Origin of the sequence: Brachybacterium aquaticum, assembly GCF_014204755.1 — a bacterium.
In the GTDB taxonomy this organism is placed as follows: Bacteria; Actinomycetota; Actinomycetes; order Actinomycetales; family Dermabacteraceae; genus Brachybacterium; species Brachybacterium aquaticum.
Genome location: NZ_JACHLZ010000001.1, coordinates 291,684 through 313,242 on the forward strand (window position 1 = coordinate 291,684; position 21,559 = coordinate 313,242).

General features: G+C 72.2%; 22 protein-coding genes. 14 read left to right on the top strand and 8 right to left on the bottom strand.

Features of this window, described 5'->3' with window-relative positions; genetic code table 11:
- Positions 1–251 precede the first annotated feature (251 nt).
- Positions 252–1,052: an exodeoxyribonuclease III gene (locus HNR70_RS01180; RefSeq protein WP_184324042.1), complete on the bottom strand. Its 801-nt coding sequence runs from the start codon at positions 1,050–1,052 to the stop codon at positions 252–254.
- A gap of 93 nt (positions 1,053–1,145) precedes the next feature.
- On the opposite strand from HNR70_RS01180, the gene HNR70_RS01185 reads away from it, so the two are divergent.
- Both HNR70_RS01185 and pyrE read left to right on the top strand, forming a co-directional pair.
- The gene (locus HNR70_RS01185) at positions 1,146–1,997 is read left to right on the top strand and encodes an SDR family NAD(P)-dependent oxidoreductase (RefSeq protein WP_184324043.1); all 852 of its coding nucleotides are present in this window, start codon (positions 1,146–1,148) and stop codon (positions 1,995–1,997) included.
- Between the two features lie 25 nt (positions 1,998–2,022).
- Entirely contained in the window at positions 2,023–2,622 is a 600-nt protein-coding gene (gene pyrE, locus HNR70_RS01190; protein WP_184324044.1) for an orotate phosphoribosyltransferase, read from the top strand.
- A gap of 136 nt (positions 2,623–2,758) precedes the next feature.
- Here pyrE and ypfJ read toward each other — a convergent pair whose 3' ends face one another.
- Positions 2,759–3,691 (bottom strand): KPN_02809 family neutral zinc metallopeptidase, encoded by a 933-nt coding sequence (gene ypfJ / locus HNR70_RS01195; RefSeq protein WP_184324045.1) that lies wholly within the window; start codon positions 3,689–3,691, stop codon positions 2,759–2,761.
- Between the two features lie 254 nt (positions 3,692–3,945).
- On the opposite strand from ypfJ, the gene HNR70_RS01200 reads away from it, so the two are divergent.
- From HNR70_RS01200 to fbaA, 3 genes are all read left to right on the top strand, one after another.
- Positions 3,946–4,641 carry a DedA family protein gene (locus HNR70_RS01200; RefSeq protein ID WP_184324046.1) on the top strand — a complete coding sequence of 232 codons (696 nt, stop codon included), beginning with the start codon at positions 3,946–3,948 and terminating at the stop codon, positions 4,639–4,641.
- Complete coding sequence (locus tag HNR70_RS01205; protein ID WP_184324047.1) at positions 4,638–5,270, top strand: TrmH family RNA methyltransferase; 633 nt, start codon at positions 4,638–4,640, stop codon at positions 5,268–5,270. The genes HNR70_RS01200 and HNR70_RS01205 overlap by 4 nt, the downstream gene beginning before the upstream one ends.
- A 147-nt stretch (positions 5,271–5,417) precedes the next feature.
- The gene (fbaA, locus tag HNR70_RS01210; RefSeq protein WP_184324048.1) at positions 5,418–6,446 is read left to right on the top strand and encodes a class II fructose-bisphosphate aldolase; all 1,029 of its coding nucleotides are present in this window, start codon (positions 5,418–5,420) and stop codon (positions 6,444–6,446) included.
- Positions 6,447–6,627: 181 nt separating this feature from the next.
- Here fbaA and HNR70_RS01215 read toward each other — a convergent pair whose 3' ends face one another.
- From HNR70_RS01215 to HNR70_RS01240, 6 genes are all read right to left on the bottom strand, one after another.
- On the bottom strand, positions 6,628–6,945 hold the full coding sequence (locus tag HNR70_RS01215; protein WP_184324049.1) for a DUF2516 family protein: 318 nt from the start codon (positions 6,943–6,945) through the stop codon (positions 6,628–6,630).
- 138 nt (positions 6,946–7,083) lie between these two features.
- Complete coding sequence (locus tag HNR70_RS01220) at positions 7,084–8,445, bottom strand: FUSC family protein (protein WP_184324050.1); 1,362 nt, start codon at positions 8,443–8,445, stop codon at positions 7,084–7,086.
- Positions 8,442–8,888, bottom strand: coding sequence for a hypothetical protein (locus tag HNR70_RS01225; RefSeq protein ID WP_184324051.1), 447 nt, complete (start codon positions 8,886–8,888; stop codon positions 8,442–8,444). The genes HNR70_RS01220 and HNR70_RS01225 overlap by 4 nt, the downstream gene beginning before the upstream one ends.
- 93 nt (positions 8,889–8,981) lie before the next feature.
- Positions 8,982–10,154: a CAF17-like 4Fe-4S cluster assembly/insertion protein YgfZ gene (ygfZ, locus tag HNR70_RS01230; protein WP_312857535.1), complete on the bottom strand. Its 1,173-nt coding sequence runs from the start codon at positions 10,152–10,154 to the stop codon at positions 8,982–8,984.
- Positions 10,147–10,788: a heme-binding beta-barrel domain-containing protein gene (locus tag HNR70_RS01235; protein ID WP_184324052.1), complete on the bottom strand. Its 642-nt coding sequence runs from the start codon at positions 10,786–10,788 to the stop codon at positions 10,147–10,149. Before HNR70_RS01235 ends, ygfZ begins: the two co-directional genes overlap by 8 nt.
- 186 nt (positions 10,789–10,974) lie before the next feature.
- Complete coding sequence (locus HNR70_RS01240; protein ID WP_184324053.1) at positions 10,975–11,724, bottom strand: hypothetical protein; 750 nt, start codon at positions 11,722–11,724, stop codon at positions 10,975–10,977.
- Between the two features lie 181 nt (positions 11,725–11,905).
- On the opposite strand from HNR70_RS01240, the gene mshD reads away from it, so the two are divergent.
- From mshD to HNR70_RS01285, 9 genes are all read left to right on the top strand, one after another.
- Positions 11,906–12,859 (top strand): mycothiol synthase, encoded by a 954-nt coding sequence (gene mshD / locus HNR70_RS01245; protein WP_184324054.1) that lies wholly within the window; start codon positions 11,906–11,908, stop codon positions 12,857–12,859.
- A 3-nt stretch (positions 12,860–12,862) separates the two neighbouring features.
- Positions 12,863–13,807 carry an NUDIX hydrolase gene (locus HNR70_RS01250; RefSeq protein ID WP_184324055.1) on the top strand — a complete coding sequence of 315 codons (945 nt, stop codon included), beginning with the start codon at positions 12,863–12,865 and terminating at the stop codon, positions 13,805–13,807.
- Positions 13,808–13,885: 78 nt separating this feature from the next.
- Positions 13,886–14,449, top strand: a complete 564-nt coding sequence (locus HNR70_RS01255; protein ID WP_184324056.1) for a DUF4190 domain-containing protein — start codon at positions 13,886–13,888, stop codon at positions 14,447–14,449.
- 262 nt (positions 14,450–14,711) lie between these two features.
- On the top strand, positions 14,712–15,863 hold the full coding sequence (gene pstS / locus HNR70_RS01260; RefSeq protein WP_184324057.1) for a phosphate ABC transporter substrate-binding protein PstS: 1,152 nt from the start codon (positions 14,712–14,714) through the stop codon (positions 15,861–15,863).
- 120 nt (positions 15,864–15,983) lie between these two features.
- Positions 15,984–17,084, top strand: a complete 1,101-nt coding sequence (locus HNR70_RS01265; protein ID WP_184324058.1) for a PstC family ABC transporter permease — start codon at positions 15,984–15,986, stop codon at positions 17,082–17,084.
- Positions 17,085–17,091: 7 nt separating this feature from the next.
- Positions 17,092–18,255 (top strand): phosphate ABC transporter permease PstA, encoded by a 1,164-nt coding sequence (gene pstA / locus HNR70_RS01270; RefSeq protein WP_184324059.1) that lies wholly within the window; start codon positions 17,092–17,094, stop codon positions 18,253–18,255.
- Between the two features lie 29 nt (positions 18,256–18,284).
- Positions 18,285–19,070, top strand: coding sequence for a phosphate ABC transporter ATP-binding protein PstB (gene pstB / locus HNR70_RS01275; protein WP_184324060.1), 786 nt, complete (start codon positions 18,285–18,287; stop codon positions 19,068–19,070).
- 280 nt (positions 19,071–19,350) lie between these two features.
- Positions 19,351–20,193, top strand: a complete 843-nt coding sequence (locus tag HNR70_RS01280; protein ID WP_184324061.1) for an ABC transporter ATP-binding protein — start codon at positions 19,351–19,353, stop codon at positions 20,191–20,193.
- The gene (locus HNR70_RS01285; protein ID WP_184324062.1) at positions 20,190–21,551 is read left to right on the top strand and encodes a permease; all 1,362 of its coding nucleotides are present in this window, start codon (positions 20,190–20,192) and stop codon (positions 21,549–21,551) included. Before HNR70_RS01280 ends, HNR70_RS01285 begins: the two co-directional genes overlap by 4 nt.
- Positions 21,552–21,559: the final 8 nt, after the last annotated feature.

Below are 21,559 nucleotides of genomic sequence, written 5' to 3' on the forward strand. Positions count from 1 at the left end.
GCACACCCCTCACGATGCGCGTAGTGTGATCTGCACAACGACGAATACCGGCATCGGAACCCACGTACGACTGGTCCCCGCAACGGACCGGCTGTGAGACGTCGACAGCGTCACCGCAGCTGTTTCACGTGTACGCCTGATCCCGATGCAGACGGCTCGTCCGGAGCGGCGCTGGGACTAGATCGCAGCGCCGCTCCACCATGTCCGGGCCCGTGCGGACCCGCCCCCGCGGACCCTCCCCGCGGAGCTCCTCAGAACTCGAGGTCCACGACCACCGGTGCGTGGTCCGAGGCGCCCTTGCCCTTGCGCTCCTCCCGGTCGATGAACGATCCGGTGACCGCCTTCTGCACCGCCGGGGAGCCGAGCACGAAGTCGATGCGCATGCCCTCCTTCTTCGGGAAGCGCAGCGCCTGGTAGTCCCAGTAGGTGTAGACGCCGGGGCCGGGATGCTCGGGACGGACCACGTCGGCGAAGCCCTCGTCGACGACCGCGCGGAAGGCGGCGCGCTCCGGCTCGGTCACGTGGGTCTTGCCCTCGAAGAAGTCCATGTCCCACACGTCCTCGTCGAAGGGGGCGACGTTGAAGTCGCCGACGAAGGCGACCTTCGCGTCGGCGTCCGCCGCGAGCTCGCGCGCGCCCTCGGCACGCAGCGCCTCGAGCCAGCGCAGCTTGTAGGGGTAGTGGGGGTGGTCGAGCTCGCGGCCGTTGGGGACGTACAGCGACCAGATCCGCAGCCCGTCGCCGACCACGCCGCCGAGCGCCCGCGCCTCCACCACGCCCGTCTCGTCCTCGGGCCAGGTCGGTACGGCAGGCAGCTCGGTGCGCACGTCGGCGAGGCCCACGCGGGAGACGAGCGCGACGCCGTTCCACTGGTTCAGTCCGTGCGCGGCCACCTCGTACCCGGCCTCCTCCAGCACGGTGAGATCCAGCTGCTGGGGCTTCGCCTTGATCTCCTGCAGGGCCAGGACGTCCACATCGTGGCGCTCGAGGAAGGCGGCCACCCGATCCATCCGGGCCCGCAGGGAGTTGATGTTCCAGGTCGCGATGCGCATGGGCCCGATCCTACGGGGCCCGTCGCAGGCGGTGTCTCCTGGGCGGGATCGGAACGGTTCGTGGGACCCTCCGGCCGATCGTAGAATCTCGACATGGCGCGCGCACTGGTCACCGGATCGACCTCGGGACTGGGCCTGGAGTTCGCCTGGCAGCTGGCCGGGACCGGGCACCATCTCGTGCTGGTCTCGCGCGACGAGGATCGGCTGCGGGCCGTCGCCGAGCAGATCCGGGACGTCCACGACGTCACCGTCGAGGTGCTCCCCGCCGACCTCTCCGAGCGCCACGAGCTCGAACGGGTCGAGATCCGCCTGACCGACCCCGTGGACCCCGTCGACCTGCTGGTCAACAACGCCGGCTACGGGCTGCGCGGCGGCTTCCTCGAGGTGGGCGTCGAGGACCACGAGCGCCAGATGGACACCCTCATGCGCGCCGTGCTGGTCCTCTCCCACTCCGCCGCGCGCACCATGGTCCAGCGCCGCCGCGGCGCGATCCTCAACGTCAGCTCCCTGGCCGGGTACACCACCGCCGGGCCGTACGCCGCCTCCAAGAGCTGGGTCACCGTGTTCACCGAGTCCCTCGCCATGGAGCTGAAGGGCACCGGCGTCTCCGCGACCGCGCTGCTGCCCGGCTTCGTGCAGACCGAGTTCCACGAGCGCGCCGCGATGACGATGGACGGCCTGCCCCGCATCACCTGGCTGAAGGCCCCCTACGTCGTCGAGCAGGCGCTGAAGGACACCGCCAAGGGGACGGTGCTGTCGATCCCGTCGGTGAAGTACCGCACCGCGGGCGAGATGTCCCGGGTCGCGCCGCGGCCGCTGGTGCGGGCGATGACCTCCCCGAACTGGTACCACCGCCTGCAGGCCCGCTCCGTGGAGCGCTCGCGCCGCAAGGCCTCGCGCCGGAACCTCCACGCCCCCTGGCAGCGGGACGACGAGACCCCCTGAACGGCGCGGGCGCTACCCTGGCGCCATGTCGACCACCAGCACTGATCCGAGCACTGTCCCGTCGATCGCGGAGGACCGCGAGCGCCTGCGCGTCCTCATCCGCGACCTCGCCGTGGTGCGCGGGCGCGTGATCCTCTCCTCCGGCGCGGAGGCGGACCACTACGTCGACCTGCGCCGCATCACCCTGCACCACGAGGCCGCGCCGCTCGTGGGCCGAGTGATGCTGGACCTGCTGCGTCGCGAGGGCCTCGTGCCCGGCGTCGAGGCCGTGGGCGGGCTGACCCTCGGCGCGGATCCGGTCGCGACCTCGATCCTCCATGCCTCCGCGGCCGACGGGGAGCTGGAGCCGCTGGACGCGTTCGTGGTGCGCAAGGCGAACAAGGCACACGGCCTGCAGCGACGCATCGAGGGCCCGGACGTCACCGGCCGCCGCGTGGTCGCCGTGGAGGACACCTCCACCACGGGCGGCTCCGTCCTCACCGCGTGCGAGGCGCTCACCGAGGCGGGCGCGGACATCGCCGCGGTCGCCGTCATCGTCCACCGCGCGGACGCCTCCCGCGAGGCCGTGGAGAAGGCCGGCTACCGCTACCTCTCCGCCTTCGACATCTCCGAGCTCGAGATCTGAGCCCACCGGCCCCGCCGACGGAACAGCCGGAGTATCCGGAATGCAGGAGGAGCCCCACCCGATCGGGTGGGGCTCCTCCTGCGTCAGGCCTCGTATGTCAGGCCTTCTGCGTCAGGCCAGCTCGTGACGGGCCGGCTCAGACCTGGTCGACCGAGAAGGTGTCGCAGGACTGGACGGTGCCCTGCTCGTACCCGGTGGTGAACCAGGCGCGGCGCTGCTCGGAGGAGCCGTGGGTCCAGGTCTCGGGCTGGACCTGGCCGCCGGCGACATCGCCCTGGATGTGATCGTCGCCCACAGCGCTCGCGGCCGACAGGGCCGACTCGATGTCCTGGTCCGTCAGCGGCTCCATCATCGTGTTGCCCTCGTCGTCGACCGTGTTCGCCGCGTGGTGCGCCCACACCCCGGCGTAGCAGTCGGCCTGCAGCTCGAGCCGCACCCCGTCGGACTGCGGACCGGTCTGGCTGCGATCGGCCTGCGACATCACGCCGGTGAGGTACTGGATGTGGTGGCCGTACTCGTGGGCGACCACGTAGGCCTTCGCCAGCTGGCCCCCGTCGGACCCGAACCGCGAGGACAGCTCCTCGAAGAAGGACACGTCCACGTAGATGGTGGAGTCGGCGGGGCAGTAGAACGGGCCGACGTCGGCCGTGGCCGCGCCGCAACCGGTCTGGACCTGGCCGTTGAACACTCGTCCCTGCGGCTCGGCGAACCGGATGCCCGCGGCGGGGGCGAGCTGCGACCACAGCGAGTCCGCGGACTCGATGGTGGCCTGGACCAGGCAGTCGTCGCGCTCGTTGGCATCCGCGCCGGTCTGGCACTGGTCGAGTGCGCTGCCCTGCTGGGCGGTCGGCTGCTGGCCGGTGCCGCCGCCGAGGAGCTCCATCGGGTTCCCGCCCATCAGGGCGTAGATCAGCACGATCACGAGCAGCACGCAGCCGGCGCCGCCGCCGAGCTTGAGCCCGCCTCCGCCGCCCATCCCGCCACCTCGCGGGCTGAAGCCTCCGCCCCCGCCGCGACCAGCGGCGGAGACGTTGTCGGAGCGGATCTCCGCATTGGGGTTGAAGGTCATGCGCACAGAGTAGACCGGGAGAACGCTGGGAACGGTCACAATCGGGCGGCACCTCCCGGGCCGGTGCCGCCCCGGCGCAGTATCGCCCCGACGCGGCGCGGTAGCGCCGCGGTGAGCGCGCGGTGAAGGTTCCGGGCAGGTGACCGAGGGGTCGACGGTGCGTCGAGGCGGAGGCCCTAGCATGGTCCGCGGGCCGCACCCGGCCCCGCGCCGTCCCATGGCCGCGCCTTCCCACGACCGACCAGGAGCACCGCGTGAACATCGTCGACTGGGCCGTCTCGACCATGAACAGCCTCGGCCCCCTCGGCGTCTTCCTGCTGATCTTCCTCGAGAACGTCTTCCCGCCGATCCCCTCCGAGGTGATCCTGCCGCTGGCGGGCGTGACCGCCGCCGGTCCGGACCAGTCCTACGTCGTGATGCTGCTGGCCTCGATCGCCGGCTCCGTGGTCGGCGCCTGGCTGCTGTACGGCATCGGGCGCCTGCTCGGCCCCGAGCGGCTGCGGGTCATCTTCATCAAGCTGCCGCTGATCCACGTGGAGGACTACGACAAGACCGTCGCCTTCATGGACAAGCACGGCAACAAGGCGATCTTCTTCGGCCGCATGGTGCCGGGCATCCGCTCCCTGATCTCCATCCCGGCGGGCCTGTACGCGATGCCGCTGGGGAAGTTCACCCTCCTCACCGCGCTCGGCAGCGGCATCTGGAACACGGTCTTCGTGACCATCGGCTACTTCATGGGCGCGAACTGGACGGTCATCGAGCCCTACACCGACATCTTCTCCAAGGTCGTCTACGTCATCATCATCCTCGTCGTGCTGTGGTTCGCGGTGAAGCTCGTGCTGCGCGAGAAGAAGCGCCGCGAGATGGGCCTGCCCGACCCCGACCAGGAGTACATCGAGGAGCTCGAGGACGAGAAGGCCCACGACGAGAAGGCCGACGGGGACCGGTGACCGCCCCCTACCGCGAGGTCGGCGTCGGCCCCCATCCTGAGCCCTGGCCGGAGGATCCCCGGCTCGACCCCGAGCTGCTCGCCCACGGCGACCGCCGCAACGTCGAGGACCGCTTCCGCTACTGGCGGCGCGAGGCGATCGTCGCCGAGCTCGACACCCGCCGCCACGACCTCCACGTCGCCATCGAGAACCTCGAGCACGACGCGAACATCGGCTCCGTGGTGCGCACCGCCAACGCGTTCGCCGTCGGCGCGTTCCACGTCGTCGGCCGACGCCGCTGGAACCGGCGCGGCGCGATGGTCACCGACCGCTACCAGCACGAGATCCACCACCCCGACGCCGCCCACCTCATCGCCTGGGCCCGCGAGCAGGGGCGCCCGCTGGTCGTGATCGACCTGGTCGAGGGCGCGCTGCCGATCGAGCGCACCGCCCTGCCCGCGAACGCCCTGCTGGTGGTGGGGCAGGAGGGGCCCGGGGTGAGCCCCGAGATCCTCGAGGCCGCGGACCTCGTCGTCGGCATCACCCAGTTCGGCTCCACCCGCTCGATCAACGTCGCCGCGGCGGCCGCGATCGCGATGCACACCTGGATCCTCCAGCACGCCGAGATCCCGGACGGCCCGCTGCGCTGAGCCCGCACATCGGGCCCCTGTCCACGGGGGACCTGCGGCCAGCTGGGGCCCGGGGCGCTGTGGAACAATGACGACGATCGGACGACGCTGAGCGGTGCCATCGCCCCGCCGGTCGTCACGGACTCCCATCGACGAAGGAGAATCCCCATGGCAGTCGCCACCCCGGATCAGTATGCAGAGATGATCGACCGCGCCAAGGCGGGCAAGTTCGCCTACCCGGCCGTGAATGTCTCGAGCTCCCAGACCGCCACCGCCGCCCTGCAGGGCTTCGCGGAGGCCGGCTCCGACGGCATCATCCAGGTGTCCTTCGGTGGTGCCGAGTACCTCTCCGGCTCCACCATCAAGGACCGCGTCGCCGGCTCTCTGGCGCTCGCCGAGTACGTGCACGCCGTCGCGAAGAACTACCCGATCACCGTCGCGCTGCACACCGACCACTGCGCCAAGGAGGTCCTGCCCACCTGGGTCGAGCCCCTGATCGAGTGGGACCTCGAGAACCGCGTGAACAAGGGCCTGGACCCGCTGTTCCAGTCCCACATGTGGGACGGCTCCGCCGTGCCGGTGGACGAGAACCTCGAGATCGCCGAGCGCCTGCTCGAGAAGACCGTCGCCGCGAAGAAGATCCTCGAGATCGAGGTCGGCGTCGTGGGCGGCGAGGAGGACGGCGTCTCCGCGGACGTCGACGAGTCCAAGCTCTTCTCCACCCCCGAGGACGGCCTGAAGACCGCCAAGGCCCTGGGCCTGGGCGAGAAGGGTCGCTACCTCACGGCCCTCACCTTCGGCAACGTGCACGGCGTGTACAAGCCGGGCAACGTCAAGCTCACCCCCTCGATCCTCCTGGACATCCAGAAGGCCGTCGGCGCCGAGTACGGCAAGGACATGCCCTTCGACCTGGTGATGCACGGCGGCTCCGGCTCCACCCTCGAGGAGATCCGCGAGGCCGTGGATAACGGCGTCATCAAGATGAACATCGACACCGACACCCAGTACGCCTTCACCCGCCCCGTCGTCTCGCACATGTTCGAGAACTACGACGGCGTGCTGAAGATCGACGGCGAGGTCGGCAACAAGAAGGCCTACGACCCCCGCGCCTGGGGCAAGAAGGCCGAGGCCGGCATGGCCGCTCGCATCGTCGAGGCCTGCGAGAACCTCCGCTCCGCCGGCACCCACCAGGGCTGATCGACGTACTGCGAGGAACGAGCGGTAGGAGATCAGCCGATCGAGCACCGCTGATCGCAACGCACTGAGCGCGAAGAGCGCATAGAGAAGGGCCCCGGAGCAGCCGAACTGCTGCGGGGCCCTTCCCCGTTCCGCCGGGGAGGTCGCGGCCGACGGGGACGCGCGGTCCCTCAGCCCCGCGTCACCACCGGTTGCCCTGCGCCCGACCCATGACCCGCTTCAGCGCGGGCAGCACGTCGGCCAGGAAGATCCCGGCGATGATGACGCCGGCGAGCATGAACAGCATGTTGCTGCCGCGGCCGATCGGGTAGGGCAGCGACAGGAACCCCAGCAGCATCGCCACGCCGGTCAGCACGCTCCAGAACACCCTGGTGCGCTTGCCCGCGGCGACGTAGGCGTCCGCCCGGAAGCGCAGGGCGTTCACGAACGCCCAGATCTCGAGGGCGAACAGGGCCACGGCGAGCACGAGGAAGATCCAGGTCTGGATGGCGACGATCATCGCCCCAGGATACGGGCGGCCCTGGAGGAGTCCCTGACGGCGCGAGCCGTCCTCGGTGACGAGGGGCAGCGACGGGGTCAGGCCAGTGCCGGGGCAAGGCCCAGCACCTGCGGACGGGCTCAGCACCTGCGGACTGGCTCAGCGCCGCCGGTCGGGATCGGAGCGGTCGGTGATCAGCAGCTCGAGCGCCTCGGTGGTCGCAGGCGGCTCCACCGCTCGCATCTCCACCGTCATCGGGCGCGGGCCGATCGAGTCGCCGTCGGCCGCGATGACGAGGCTGGGCAGGAAGCGCTTGGCCTCCGCGGCCGTGAGCCCGGTGGCCTGCAGCAGGTCGATCGCGAGCGAGCGCAGCTGGATGGTGAGGGTGACGCCCTCGAAATGGCCGGCGCGGCCGGGGCGCATCCCCTCGTCGTTGCGCAGCAGCAGCTCGGGGGAGAGGTAGGAGCAGAACAGGCGCAGCTCCCGCCGGGCGGCGGTGAAGTCCACGTCCTCGTCGGTGGAGACGGCGCTGCGCAGCTCCTGCACGGCGTCGCGCGCGGCCAGCAGCGAGTCGGCGAGGGTGGAGTGGGCGTCGCCGCGCACGGCATCGAGGAACTCGACCTCGCGCCGGGCGATCACGCGCATGTTCCGCATCGCCCGGTCGGAGCCGACCAGGAGGTGCTGGATCCGCTCGACGTCGTCGGCATGGCGCAGACCGGAGGGGGAGAAGGTCGCCATCTCGTTGGCGACGTCGTTGGCCAGCTGCCACTCGTCGGTGTACTTCTGGGAGACGTCGCGGAGGTTCTTCAGCGCCGCCTGCGCGACGCCGCGGTCCCCGGTGCGGGCCGCGAGGGCGAGGCTGACCAGCGCGTCCTCGAGCTCGAGGTAGAAGGAGTTCGCGGCCCGGCTCTGCAGGCGGCGCGGGTTGCCCGAGAGCAGCAGGTGGATCAGCAGCGCCACGGTCACGCCGGTGAGCGCGTCGAGCACCCTCCCGCCCGGGGTCATCCCGGGGGTCGTGGGCATGATCATGACCAGCAGCGACTGGATGGTGACCTGGAAGCCGAACAGGCTGCTGTTCTCCAGGAACCGCGCGATCATCCCCGCGCAGAACACGACCACGAGGATCTGCCAGGCGCCGGAGCCGAGCAGCTGGCGGGTGAGTTCGCCGAGCAGCACCCCGACCATGACGCCGCCGGCCATCTCCACGACCTTGCGCATCTTCTTCTCGATGCCGAAGCCGATGATGATGAACGCGACGATGGAGGAGAAGAACGGGTGCTCGTGGCCCCAGATCAGGCCGCTGAGCAGGTAGGCGAGCGAAGCGGCGATGGCGGCGCGGCCCACGGTCAGCGCGTCGGCGCGGCCGCGGGAGACGCCTCCGCTCAGCCAGGTGCGGAACCGGCCGCGGGCCCGCTCGACCACCGGCAGCGAGCCGGTGGTGGTGGTCGGGGGGATGTGGGCGGGTGCGGTGCGGGCGTCGCCGGTGCGCTGCTCGCCGCGATTCTTCCTCGAGGCGCTCATGCGGTGACCGGATCTGCGAGCCGCATCTCGAGCAGCTCCTCGAGGCGGAAGGTGTCCCCGTCCCGTGCGCCGCGCCCCACGATCAGCGGGGCGGGGCTGGGCTCCGGGGCGGCGCCGCGCAGGCGGGAGAGCAGGCCCCCGTCGACGCGCAGCACGTAGTAGCGGCCCTCGGCGTCCACGGCCAGGGAGCGGTCCTGCTTGAGGTACCAGCCCTCGAGGCCGGTGCGCACGGTGCCGGAGCCGCGGTAGGGGCGGGCGCGCAGGGGCACGGGCGCGATGCCGGCGGCGCGGTAGCGGTCCACGGCCGCACGGATCATGGCGGTCGCCTTCTCGTGCTCCTCGTCGCGGGCGGCGCGGAGCGCCTGCTCCTGGGCCTCGACCACCTCACGGCGGTGCCGGGTCCAGTCCTGCTGCTCGTCCTCCGGTGCGGCCTGACTGCTCATGTCCGCCATTGTCCCAGGTCCCCGGGCTCGGGACAGGGGGACGGCGCAGGAGAGCCGTGCAGGATCCGCGAAGGGGCTGTGGAGGGGCGGGTGTCAGAGCTTCGCGGTCGCGGGGCGCTCGCCGTGGTCGCGGGGCACCACGATCGGCTCCTGTGCGGCGTCGATCCACATCTCGCCCGCACCGCCGTCGGCCTCCGCGACGGGGACCTGCACGGTCAGCGGGGCGTCCAGCGGCACGGCGCGGCGCACCACGGCCAGGGCGATCGGGCCCAGATCGGCGTGAAGGGCGGCGGAGGTGACGGTGCCGACGACCTTCCCGTCCGCGCCGCCGAGGCGCACCTCGCCGCCGGGGACGACGGGCACGTCCTGCGAGCCGTCCAGGTGCAGCATCACCAGGCGCCGCGGGGGCTGGCCGAGGTTCAGCACCTTCGCGACCGTCTCCTGGCCGCGGTAGCAGCCCTTGGCGGTGTGCACGGTGGTGCGCAGCAGGTCCAGCTCGTGGGGGATGGAGCGCTCGTCGACCTCGCGGACCTGGCGGGCGCGATGATCCGCGATGCGCAGCGCCTCCCAGGAGCTCATCCCCGCCAGGTGCCGCATCTCCCAGGGCAGCGCCTCGAGCGCCGCGCCGTCGAAGACGCTCAGCACCGCGCCGACGGGATCCTCGGGCGGGGGACCGTAGGCGACGCCGCCGGGGGCGATCGCGGGCCACGGCTCCGCCCACACCGCGACGGGCTCGGGCAGGCCCAGGCCCGGCAGCACGGCCGGGGCGGGGGAGGGGGCGCCGAGCACCCGCAGGTCGTCGCGGTCGGTGAGCTCCACGCGCGCGGCGAAGCGCATCATCTCGAGGTAGCGGCGCAGCCCGGCGCGCGCGCCGGGGTCGAGGACCAGCAGCAGCGACTCCTCACCGGTGACCACGGAGGAGGCGAGGTGCTCGACCCGGCCCTGCGGGGACAGCACGGCGAGCGACGAGGAGGTGCCGACGGGGGTGCCGGTGAGGACCTGGCTCGTGATCGTGGTCATCCACGTGCGGGCGTCGGGACCTGCGACCTCGAGCAGCTCGAGGTGGCCGAGGTCCACCACGGCCGTGCCGTCCAGCAGATGGCGCTGCTCGCGCAGCGGCGCCCCGTAGTGGGCGGGCACCGCGGCATCCGGGCCGTCGCCGAGGACGGCGCCCGCGGTCAGCAGCGGCCGGATCGCGCGGGCGGGCGCGGCGCAGTCGGTGTCAGGGGCGTCAGCAGCGGGCTCGGACGGGGTGAGGTCAGGCACGGTGGAGCTCCAGGGAGAGGTGCGGAGCGAGGACCGTCTCGCCGGGGGCGCCGCCCTCGACGGGGGCCGGCTGCTCCCACAGCCACATCAGCGTCCCGCGCACGTAGCCGAACATGCGGGTCGCGGCGACCTGCCCGTCGGCCCCGGGGAGGGCGAGCTGGACGCGCGGGCCGCGCACCTCGCCCTGCCACTGCTCGGCCTGCTCACCGCGCCGCTCGAAGCGCGCGTCCAGGCGGTAGGAGAGGTGGCTGGCGGGGCTGCCGGGCGGGGCGGCCTCGGCGGCGGCGCGGTCCTGGCCGGGCAGCAGGTCTCCGACGGTCCAGACCCCGTCCTCGCGGTGCAGGAGGGAGCGCTCACCGGTCGCGGCGGGGTCCGCCGGCGGCGCCGACTCCTCGGCGTCGCGGGCGAAGGCGCTGGTGGGCGGCAGGGGTGCGGGGGCGTCGACCCGGTGGATCACCGAGCGCCAGGCGAGGGTGCCGTCCTCCTGGGCGGAGCAGATGAGGGTCTGCTCGACGCGGAGATCAGGGGAGGAGGCCGACGGGGTGGCGAGCGCACCGCTGCCCTCCCAGCGGCCGATCAGCCAGGCCAGCGGGTACAGCGAGGGCGGGAGCGAGGTGTCGAGCGTGATGGGCATCGGTGCCGGAGGCCGCTCAGCGGTCGAACAGGCGGGAGATCACCAGCACGGCGAAGGCGAGGGTGCCGACACCCACCAGGACGACAAGGAGCAGGAAGAACAGCGACATCGCGGACATGGGGGAAGTCTAGCGTCCCGGTGCGGGCCCGGGCACGTCGGGCGGCAGGGTCGGAGTCGGAGTCCGTGTCAGAGCCCGAGTATGACGGCGAGGTGGGCGAGCACGCCCACGGTCGCCACCGGCACCGCGGCGACGGCGAGGGAGGGCAGGGGGTCGCGGGCCACGAGGGAGGAGTCCACGAGCAGCTGCGCGGCGCTCGCCCCGACGGCGGTCACCAGCCCCACCAGGACGGCGACGAGCGGGGCCATGCCGGCCAGGGTCGCGGCGAGGGCGGCCGTGACGGCGGCGCCGACGAGCACGGAGGCGGCGAAGCGCGCGAGCGCCCGCAGCGGGGTCGCGCCCAGCAGCAGGGTCGCGGCGAGGCCCGCGGCGATCGCGGTGACCACGGTCCCCGTGCCGAGATCTGCAGACTCGTTCTGCGCGATCACCCAGCAGGCGCCGATGCCCGAGACGAACACGCCCGCGACGGTGCCGGTGAGCGACTCGGTGAGCCCTCGCCGCTCCGGGCGCAGCATCTGGTGGACGAAGGAGGCGAACACACCGGTCGCGCACACCATCACCACCCCGGAGACCGGGGTGAAGCGCTCGGGGGCGAGGACGGCGACGAGGGCGCCGACGATCCCGGTGGCGGCGACGACGATGCGGGTGCCGGTGGCCGAGGGGAGCTCGAGCAGGTCCGGCCAGCCGATCCCGACCAGGAGGGCGAGGACGCCGACGGCGACGGCCATCAGGGCGGGGGAGAGGGGGCCGGTGAGGGAGACCAGGGCCAGGAGCAGCGCGAGGGCGGCGCCGAGCGGGGCGCGCTCGGGAGCGGTCACTGGGCCTCCCTCGCTGTCCGTTCCGGTCGTCTCGACGCGCAGGCGGGCATCATCCCGCCGGGCGCTACAGTGGCAGTCTACGAGTGGCCGCAGGTGAAGGCATACTCGTGCCCCGAACCCGGCGCATCCCGCGCGCCGGCCGTCGCCGCACCGCCCGTCCGCCCCTCCCCGGAAGGACCTCATGATCACCACGTCCGAGCTGTCCCCGGAGAGTCGGGACGGGGTCCGCGCCCTGCTCGATGCGGCGACCGCGCACGACGGCGTCGCTGCGCTCGACGAGGCGGCGCGGCTGGCCCTGGACGGCGCCGGCGCCCGGCACCTCCTGCTCGAGGAGGAGGGCACGGCGCTCGCCTATGCGAGCGTGCTCGCCGACGGCACGGTGCAGGGCATGGTCCATCCGGGACACCGACGACGCGGCCACGGCACCGCCCTGCTCGAGGCCGCGCTCGCCGAGCGCCCCGACGCGGGCGTGTGGGCGCACGGCGCGCTCGAGGGCTCCCTGGCCTTCCTCACGTCGGCCGGCCTCGGCGAGACCCGCCGTCTGCTGACCCTCCACCGCCCGCTCGGTCCGGATGCCGAGCCGCTGCCCGCGGCGCCGGGGTCGACCCTGCCGGGGCTGACCCTCGGCACCTTCGACCCCGAGCGCGACGCCGACGCATGGGTCGGCGTGAACGCCCGCGCCTTCGCCTCCCATCCCGAGCAGGGCGCCCTGACCCGCGCCGACCTCGACCAGCGCATGGCCCAGTCCTGGTTCGACGCAGGCGACATGGTCGTCGGCCGACGGGGCGACGAGCTCGTCGGCTTCGTGTGGGCCAAGCGCGAGGACGCGGGGGAGGCGGCGACCGCGCCGTCCGACGCCGAGATCTACGTCGTCGCCACCGATCCCTCGGTGCAGGGCCACCGGGTGGGGACCGTGCTGCTGGCCGCCTCCCTCGAGCGCCTCGCGGCCGCCGGGGTGCCCGGGGTGGAGCTGTACGTCGAGGCGGACAACGCCCCGGCGCTGCGCCTCTACAAGGCCTGGGGCTTCACCGTCTCCGGCCGCGACGTCCAGATGCGCCGGCAGGACGCGGACGATCAGCGCGCGACCGACGGAGACGCGATCGACGGGGCCCCGTCGGCCGCGACCGAGGGCTGAGCCGTGAGCGTCGTCCCCGGCAAGCCGCCGCCCGTCCTCGCCGCCGGCGCCCTCGCCTGGCGCGAGAAGGGCGAGAGGATCCAGGTGCTGCTCGTCCACCGTCCGCGCTATGACGACTGGTCGATCCCCAAGGGGAAGCTCGAAAAGGGCGAGACCTTCCCCGCCGCCGCCGTGCGCGAGGTCGCCGAGGAGACTGGGTACCGGGTGCGGCTGCACCGGCCGTTGCCCGCCTCCGTCTACCTCCTGCCCGACGGGCGCACCAAGATCGTCCAGTACTGGACCGGCACCGTCCGTGCGAAGGTCGCCCCCGGCCCGAAGGACGCCGGCGAGATCGACAAGGTGCGCTGGGTGGCGCTGGACGAGGCCGAGGACCTGGTCGCCCGACAGGGCGACCTCGTGCCCCTCGCCGCGCTGCGCCGCTTCCTGGAGGCCGGCGAGCTCCAGACCGTGCCGATCATCGTCCAGCGCCACGGCGCTGCGGTGTCCCGTGCCAAGTGGCGCAAGGGCGAGGGCACCAGGCCCCTGAACTCCAAGGGGAAGAAGCAGGCCAAGGCCCTGCCGCCGCTCCTGGACGCCTTCGACCCCGCGACCGTCGTCTCCAGCCCGTGGGAGCGCTGCCTGAGCACCGTCGAGCCGCTGGCGAAGATCGAGGGGCTCAAGGTGCGCACCAAGGACGAGCTCACCGAGGCGGGGCACAAGGACCATCCCTCGCGCACCGCCGCCGTCATGGACCGCGTGCTGCGCGAGGCGCGGCCGACGGTGGTGTGCACGCACCGCCCCGTCCTGCCCACTCTCATCGAGGCCGTGCGCGCCGTGGCCCTGCCCGGCGCCGCGCTCGAGCTGCCGCGCGAGGACCCGTACCTCGCCGCGGGGGAGGCGCTGCTGCTGCACGCCACGCCCGGCGGCACGGTGGTCGCCGTGGAGCGCCACCTGCCCAACATCGGCTGACCGCACCACTGCCGACCCGCACCACTGTCACACCGCACCACTGCCACACCGCACCACCACGAAGGGGACCCCACGACGATGAGCGACGACCGAGGCGGCTACGGCGCGCAGGACCCGTACGGCAGCTCCGATCCCTACGGCCAGAACTCGTACGGCCAGGGCTCCTCCAGGCAGGACCCGTACGCCCAGGACCCCTACAGCTCTGCGACCTCCTACGGCTCTTCCACCCCCTACGGCTCGCCGGGCGCCCCGGGCGCCCACGACCCCTACGCTGCGCCGGCCCCCTCGGCCGACGGGTTCGGCCCGTCCTTCGGCTCCCCGTCGGCCGCTCCCGCCGGCGCCGGCGGATACGCCCCCGTGGGCTACGCGCCTCCGATGCCGACCTCCGGCAAGGGCGTCGCCGGCTTCATCCTCGGCATCGCCTCGCTGCTCATGTGCGGTGGGCTCACCGCCCCCGTGGGCCTCGTGTTCTCGATCCTCGGCATGCGCGAGACGGGTCCGTCCGCCACCGCGCCGAAGTCCGGTCGGGGCCTCGCGATCGCGGGCCTGGTGCTCTCGATCCTGGGCTGCCTCGTGCTGCTCTTCCTCATCGCGTACTTCGTGCTGGTGATCATCGTGGCCAGCACCGAGGGCGGCTACTGATCCCGCTGACAACCTCGCGCCGACCGCGCGCGGACGCGAGCGGGCGCCACGACGTGGCGCAGCGCACTCCCGGGCCTCGGATTCCAGAGTGTGACCCGTTCGTAATCTGGCGTGACCTGCGGAAACAGTCATCCGCAAGGGGTGTTCACCTGCTGTTCATCCAACGACGTGCGGCGCGTCATCTGCTCTCCCTAGGTTCACCGCCGACAGACCTCCCTCAGCAGTCGAACTCCTGGGCCGTCGGCCCTCGAAAGGACACGCAGTGAACGTTCGTAAGAACAAGCTCGTCTCGCTCGCCGCGCTCGGCCTCGTCGGCGGCCTCGCCCTCACCGCGTGCGGTGGCGGCTCGGACAACGGTGGCGACTCCACCGGCTCCGGCTCCTCGGACAACGGCGGCGCGGCCACGGCCGGCGGCTACGCCGAGCTGTCCGGCAACCTCGCGGGCTCCGGCGCGTCCTCGCAGCAGAACGCCCAGACCGCATGGACCGAGTCCTTCATGGGCCTCGTGCAGGCCGAGGGCGGCGACCTCACGGTCACCTACGACCCCACCGGGTCCGGCACCGGCCGTGAGCAGTTCCTGAACGGCGAGGTCAAGTTCGCCGGCACCGACGCCGCCCTGGACGAGGAAGAGCTCGCCTCCTCCACCGAGGTGTGCAACGGCGAGCAGGCCTTCGACCTGCCGGTCTACATCTCCCCGATCGCGGTCGTCTTCAACCTCGAGGGCGTCGACTCCCTGAACCTCTCGGCCGAGGTCATCGGCGGCATCTTCGCCGGTGACATCACCACCTGGAACGACCCCAAGATCACCGAGCTCAACCCCGACGCCGAGCTCCCCGACACCGCCATCGTCCCGGTGCACCGCTCCGACGACTCCGGCACCACCGAGAACTTCACCGAGTACCTCGACGCCAACGCTCCCGACGCGTGGACCCACGGCGCGGTCGAGACCTGGCCCATCGAGGGCGGCCAGTCCGGTGACGGCACCTCCGGCCTGATCTCCACCGTCGAGGGCGGCAACGGCACCATCGGCTACGCCGACGCCTCCCAGGCCGTCAACCTCGGCACCGCCGCCATCCAGGTCGGCGAGGAGTTCGTGCCCTACAGCTCCGAGGCCGCCGCCAAGTCCGTCGACGTCTCGCCGCGCGCCGAGGGCCGCGCCGAGAACGACATCGTCGTGGATCTCGACCGCACCACCACCGAGTCCGGCGTGTACCCGATCGTCCTGGTCTCCTACCTCGCACTGTGCGGCTCCTACGCCGACGCCGCCGAGGGCGAGGCCGTCAAGGCGTACGCGTCCTACATCATCTCCGAGGACGGCCAGAAGGTCGGCGAGGAGAACGCGGGCTCGGCCCCGATCTCCGAGGAGCTGCGCGCCGAGGCCCAGGCCGCGATCGACGCGATCACCGTCGGCTGATCCCAGTCGCACAACGGGGTGCCGCCGGGTCATTTCTGACCCGGCGGCACAGCCGCGACAGCGGCGTCCCACACCTCACCCCCACCCCCGCAGTCCTGTGAGCTCTGAGGAAGGTCCCGCATGAGCACCACCGACATCGAGCCGGACGCCCCGGCTGCGCCGCCGGCCTCGATGAAGTCCGGCAGCAAGCGCTACGGCGACTCCCTCTTCAGCGGTCTGAGCGTCGGCTCGGGCCTGCTGATCTTCCTCACCCTGGCGGCCGTCGCCATCTTCCTCACCTCGGAGTCGATGCCCGCCATCACCGAGAGCCGGGAGTTCGCCGGTGCTGATGCGGAGTTCTCGCTCATCGAGGAGAGCCTGCCGCTGGTCTTCGGCACGATCCTCGCCGCGACCATCGCGCTGCTGATCGCCGTGCCGATCTCGCTGGGCATCGCGCTGTTCATCTCGCACTTCGCCCCCCGCCGCATGGCCTCCGGCCTCGGCTACATGATCGACCTGCTGGCCGCCGTGCCCTCCGTGGTCTACGGCCTCTGGGGCGGCATCTGGCTCGTGCCCAGGCTCGATCCGCTGTACCAGTTCCTGCACAACACCTTCGGCGGCGGGAACGAGGACTCGATCTTCAACTTCCTGCGCTGGCCTGAGAACTTCTTCCTCGACGGCGTCACCTGGCCGCAGAGCTTCCCGCTGTACGACTGGGCGGGCACCCCGGTGTTCGGCTGGGGCGGCGAGCCGATCTTCGGCCTCTTCGCGGGCGACCCGACCTCCCCGATGCGCAACATGGCCTCCGCCGGCGTCGTGCTGGCGGTCATGATCCTGCCGATCATCACCTCCGTCTCCCGCGAGATCTTCCTGCAGACCCCGCGGCTGCAGGAGGAGGCGGCCCTGGCGCTCGGCGCGACCCGCTGGGAGACCATCCGCACCGTCGTGCTGCCCTTCGGGCGCAGCGGCGTCGTGGCGGCCTCGATGCTGGGCCTCGGGCGCGCGCTCGGCGAGACCATGGCCGTGCTCATGATCCTCTCGCCCGGTGCCACCTTCAGCTTCCACATCCTGCAAGTGGGTCTGCACCAGTCGATCGCGGCCAACATCGCCGCCAAGCAGGCGGAGGCCTCCGGCGTCGATATGTCCCTTCTCATCTTCACGGGCCTGGTGCTGTTCGTCTTGACGTTCATCATCAACGCCATCGCCCGCTGGATCGTCGCCCGCAGCGGCGTCAAGAGCTGAGGTCAGCATGAGCACCACCACCCCCACCGAGACCCGGCCGACGATGCGCACGACCGACGAGCGCCGTCTGCCCTGGTACCACCTCGTCTTCACGGGCCTGGCCGGCCTGTTGGTCGCCATCGCGATCCTCGCGATCGCCGGTGCCCTGTCGATCCCCGGCGCGATCCTGCTGGGCTTCGTCCTCCACCTCCTCTTCGGCTACCTCTACTCGCGCGTCCGCGAGGGTCGCCGCTGGGCGATGGACCGCCTGGTGACCCTGGTCGTCATCGGCGCCTTCGCCATCGCGATGTTCCCGCTGATCTCCCTGATGTGGGAGGTCATCAGCCGCGGACTGGTCCGCGTGGTCAAGGCCGCGCCCACCCCGTTCGCGTTCTGGACCTCGGACATGTCGGGCGTGATCGGCGGCGCGGACGCCGGCGGTGTGCTCCACGCGACCGTCGGCACCCTGCTGATCACCCTGTGGGCCTCGATCATCTCGATCCCGGTGGGCCTGTTCACCGCGATCTTCCTGGTCGAGTACGCCGGGGAGGGCTGGAAGAAGGTCCTCGGCAAGGGCGTCACCTTCCTCGTGGACGTCATGACCGGCATCCCCTCGATCGTCGCGGGTCTGTTCGGATTGAGCCTCTTCATCGCCTTGATGCCCGACCAGGGCACCCGCATGGGCATCATGGGCGCCGTCGCGCTGTCGGTCCTGATGATCCCCACCGTGGTCCGCTCCGCGGAGGAGATGCTGCGTCTGGTCCCGCTGGACCTGCGCGAGGCCTCCTACGCGCTGGGCGTGCCCAAGTGGCTCACGATCGTGAAGGTGGTGCTGCGCACCGCGATCGGCGGTCTGACCTCCGGCGTCACCCTGGCGATCGCCCGAGTGATCGGTGAGACGGCCCCGCTGCTGCTCACGGTCGGCATGGTCACGGGCCTGAACTGGAACATGTTCGACGGTCGCATGGCCACCCTGCCCACGTTCATCAACCAGCAGTACCGTGCCGGCAACGCGCAGTGCCGCACGGACACCGTCACCAACCCGATCAACCAGGAGGTGTACGCCTGCTCGATCTCGACCAACATCGACCGAGCCTGGGCCGCCGCCTTCACCCTGATCGTCATCGTGATGGTGCTGAACCTGATCGCCCGCCTGATCGCCTACTACTTCTCGCCGAAGCTCTCCCGCTGAGCCCGGTCCCCACCGCGAAAGGACTCCTGATGGCAGCCCCCCAGCCCATCAACGTCGAGGATCTCAACATCTACTACGGCGACTTCCTCGCCGTCGAGGGTGTCGACATCCAGATCCGCCCCCGGTCCGTGACCGCCCTCATCGGTCCCTCGGGCTGCGGCAAGTCGACCTTCCTCCGCACGCTCAACCGCATGCACGAGGTCATCCCCGGCGCGTACGCCAAGGGCACGGTCGAGATCAACGGCGAGAACATCTACGACCCGAAGATCGACCCGGTCAACGTGCGCCGCCGCGTCGGCATGGTGTTCCAGAAGGCCAACCCCTTCCCCACCATGTCCATCCGCGACAACGTGCTCGCCGGCGTGAAGCTCAACAACCGCCGCATCTCCCGCTCCGAGGGCGACGAGCTCGTCGAGCGCTCCCTCAAGGGCGCGAACCTGTGGAACGAGGTGAAGGACCGCCTGGACAAGCCGGGCATGGGCCTCTCCGGCGGTCAGCAGCAGCGTCTGTGCATCGCCCGCACCATCGCGGTCAAGCCCGAGGTCGTCCTCATGGACGAGCCCTGCTCCGCGCTCGACCCGATCTCCACCCTCGCGATCGAGGACCTCATCCACGAGCTGAAGGAGGAGTACACGATCGTGATCGTCACGCACAACATGCAGCAGGCGTCGCGCGTCTCGGATCGCACCGGCTTCTTCAACATCGCGGGCACCGGCAAGCCCGGCCACCTCATCGAGGTCGACGACACCGAGAAGATGTTCACCAACCCCTCGAACAAGCAGACCGAGGACTACATCTCCGGCCGCTTCGGCTGAGCCGCCCCGGGCCACCACGCGCCGGCCCTCTGCGCACCGGAGTCCGGTGCTGTCCCAGATCCCTCGGGATCCGGCACAGCACCGGACTTTCTCGTCGTCAGGGCCCGGCGCGGCCGACGGGGCTCTGCGCGGCCGACGGGGCTGAGTGTGGCCGACGGGTGTGATGGCCGTCGGCGGCCGACGGGCGCACCCGACCGTCCACCCACGGTCTGACCTGCACCGGGCAGGACCGCACCGCAGGCGGACGCGCCGCCCCGGCTCCGGGCGCGAGCCTGGAGCCATGACCCACGCACCCGCTCCCGTCCCGTCGGCCGTCCCGGCGCACCCTGCCCCGTCGGCCGCCGCCCCGACGACCTACGCACCCCGCGTCGACATCCCGCCCGCCCCTCGCCCCGCCCCGGTCCTCGCCGCCCGCGGCCTGCGCAAGACCTACGGCGGCACCGGCGCCGCGACCCGCGCCCTGGACGGCGTGGACCTCGACATCGCCCCGGCCGACTCCCTGGCCGTGATGGGCCCCTCCGGCTGCGGCAAGACCACCCTGCTGCACCTGCTGGCCGGGATCCTCACCCCCACCGCCGGCAGCGTCCTGCACGACGGCGCGGACCTCGCCGAGCTCGGCGACCGCCGCCGCACCCTCCTGCGCCGCAGCGCCTTCGGCTTCGTCTTCCAGGACGGCCAGCTGCTGCCTGAGCTCACCGCGCTCGAGAACGTCATCCTGCCGCGCATGCTCGGCGGCACCTCCCGCCGCGCCGCGACCGCCGAGGCCCGCGCCTGGCTCGAGCGGCTGGGCCTTGAGGGCATGGAGGACCGCCGCCCCACCCAGCTCTCCGGCGGGCAGGCCCAGCGCGTCGCCATCGCCCGCGCCCTCGACGGCCGCCCCTCGGTCGTCTTCGCCGACGAACCCACCGGCGCGCTCGACCAGGCCACCGGCCAGGCCGTGCTGCAGATCCTCGTGGACTCCTGCCGCGACTCCGGCGCCGCCCTCGTCATGGTCACCCACGACGCCGCGGTCGCCGCCGCCTGCCGCCGCACCGTCGCCCTGCGCGACGGCCGCATCGAGCGCGAGTTCGTGCGCCCCGCCGCGCAGAGAGAGGTCGTGCAGGGACAGGGGCAGTCCCGATGACCGCGCTGCTCGCCTCCGCCCCGCTGCTGCTGCGCCGCCGCGGCGCCCTCGCCGACGTGCTGCCGGTGATCGCCTTCGCCGCCGCGACCGGCATCCTCGCCACCGTCCTCGGCGGTGCCGCCGCCTTCGTCGGCCGCCTCCCCGCCGAGCCCTCCGCCGCCGCGGGCGGCGAGGCCGGGCTCATCCCGTTCCTCGTCACCTGCGCGCTCACCGCGAGCGTCATGCTGCTGCCGAGCGCCGTCGGCCTCGGCGGCTCCGCCGCGCGCCTGTCGCTCGCCCGACGGGAGCAGGACCTCGCCACGACCCGCCTCGTCGGCGGGACCGCCGGACAGGTCGGGGCCGTCGCCGTGCTCGACGTCGCCGCGCAGGCGCTGCTCGGCGCGATCGCCGGGGTGCTGGCGCACCTCGCCGTCACCCCGGCCCTCACCGGGCTCGACTTCGGCATCCGCCCCTTCACCACCGCCGATCTGCTGATGCCGGTGTGGGCGTACCCGGTGCGCGTCGCCGGGGTGGTGCTGCTCGCCGCGGTGTCCGCGGGCGTGTCCCTCGCCGGCGTGGCCCTCAGCCCCCTCGGCGTCGCGCGCGACTCCCGGGTAGTGCGCATGTCGGTGCTGCGCGTGGTGGGCTGGGCGCTGCTCGTTGGCGGGTTCCTGCTGTTCATGCAGGTCGGCGCCGGGATGCTCAGCGGGGTGGCCGACGGGATGGCCTACATCGCGGTGCTGGTGCTGTTCGTCGGCGCGGTCGTCGCGGGACTGAACGTCATCGGCCCGTTCCTGGTGTGGCTGCTGGCACTGCTCGCGGCGCGCCTCGCCCCCGGGCCCGCGCTGATGGTGGGCGCGCGCCGCCTCGCCGCCGACCCCAAGGCCGGCTGGCGCGCCGTCTCCGGCATCACCTTCGCCCTCGTCGTCGCCGGGTTCCTCACCGTGATCTCGCTGCTGGCCGACGGTGCCCGTGCGGAGGATCGGATGCTCGCCACGGCGCTGACCACGGGCGGGCTGCTCACCCTCGGCATCGCCGCGGTCCTCGCCGCCGTCACCACCGGCGTCACCCAGACCGCCCGCGTCATCGACCAGGTCCCGGTGCTGCGCGCCCAGCACATCGCCGGCGCCCAGGTGGGCCAGCTGCACCGCGCCCGGCTCGCCGAGATCGCGCTGCCGGTGCTGCTGAGCTCCGTGCTCGCCACCGGCACGGCCCTGCTCGTGATCACCGCGGTGCTCGGCTCCCCGAGCGACCCGGGCCAGGCCGTGCAGTACCTGCTGGCCGTCCTCGCCGCGTACGGCCTGGTGATCGCGGCGGTGCTGGTCGCCTCACCGCTCGTGCGACGGGCCGCGCTCCGCGGCGGCGCAGGGCGGGGATAGTCTGGATC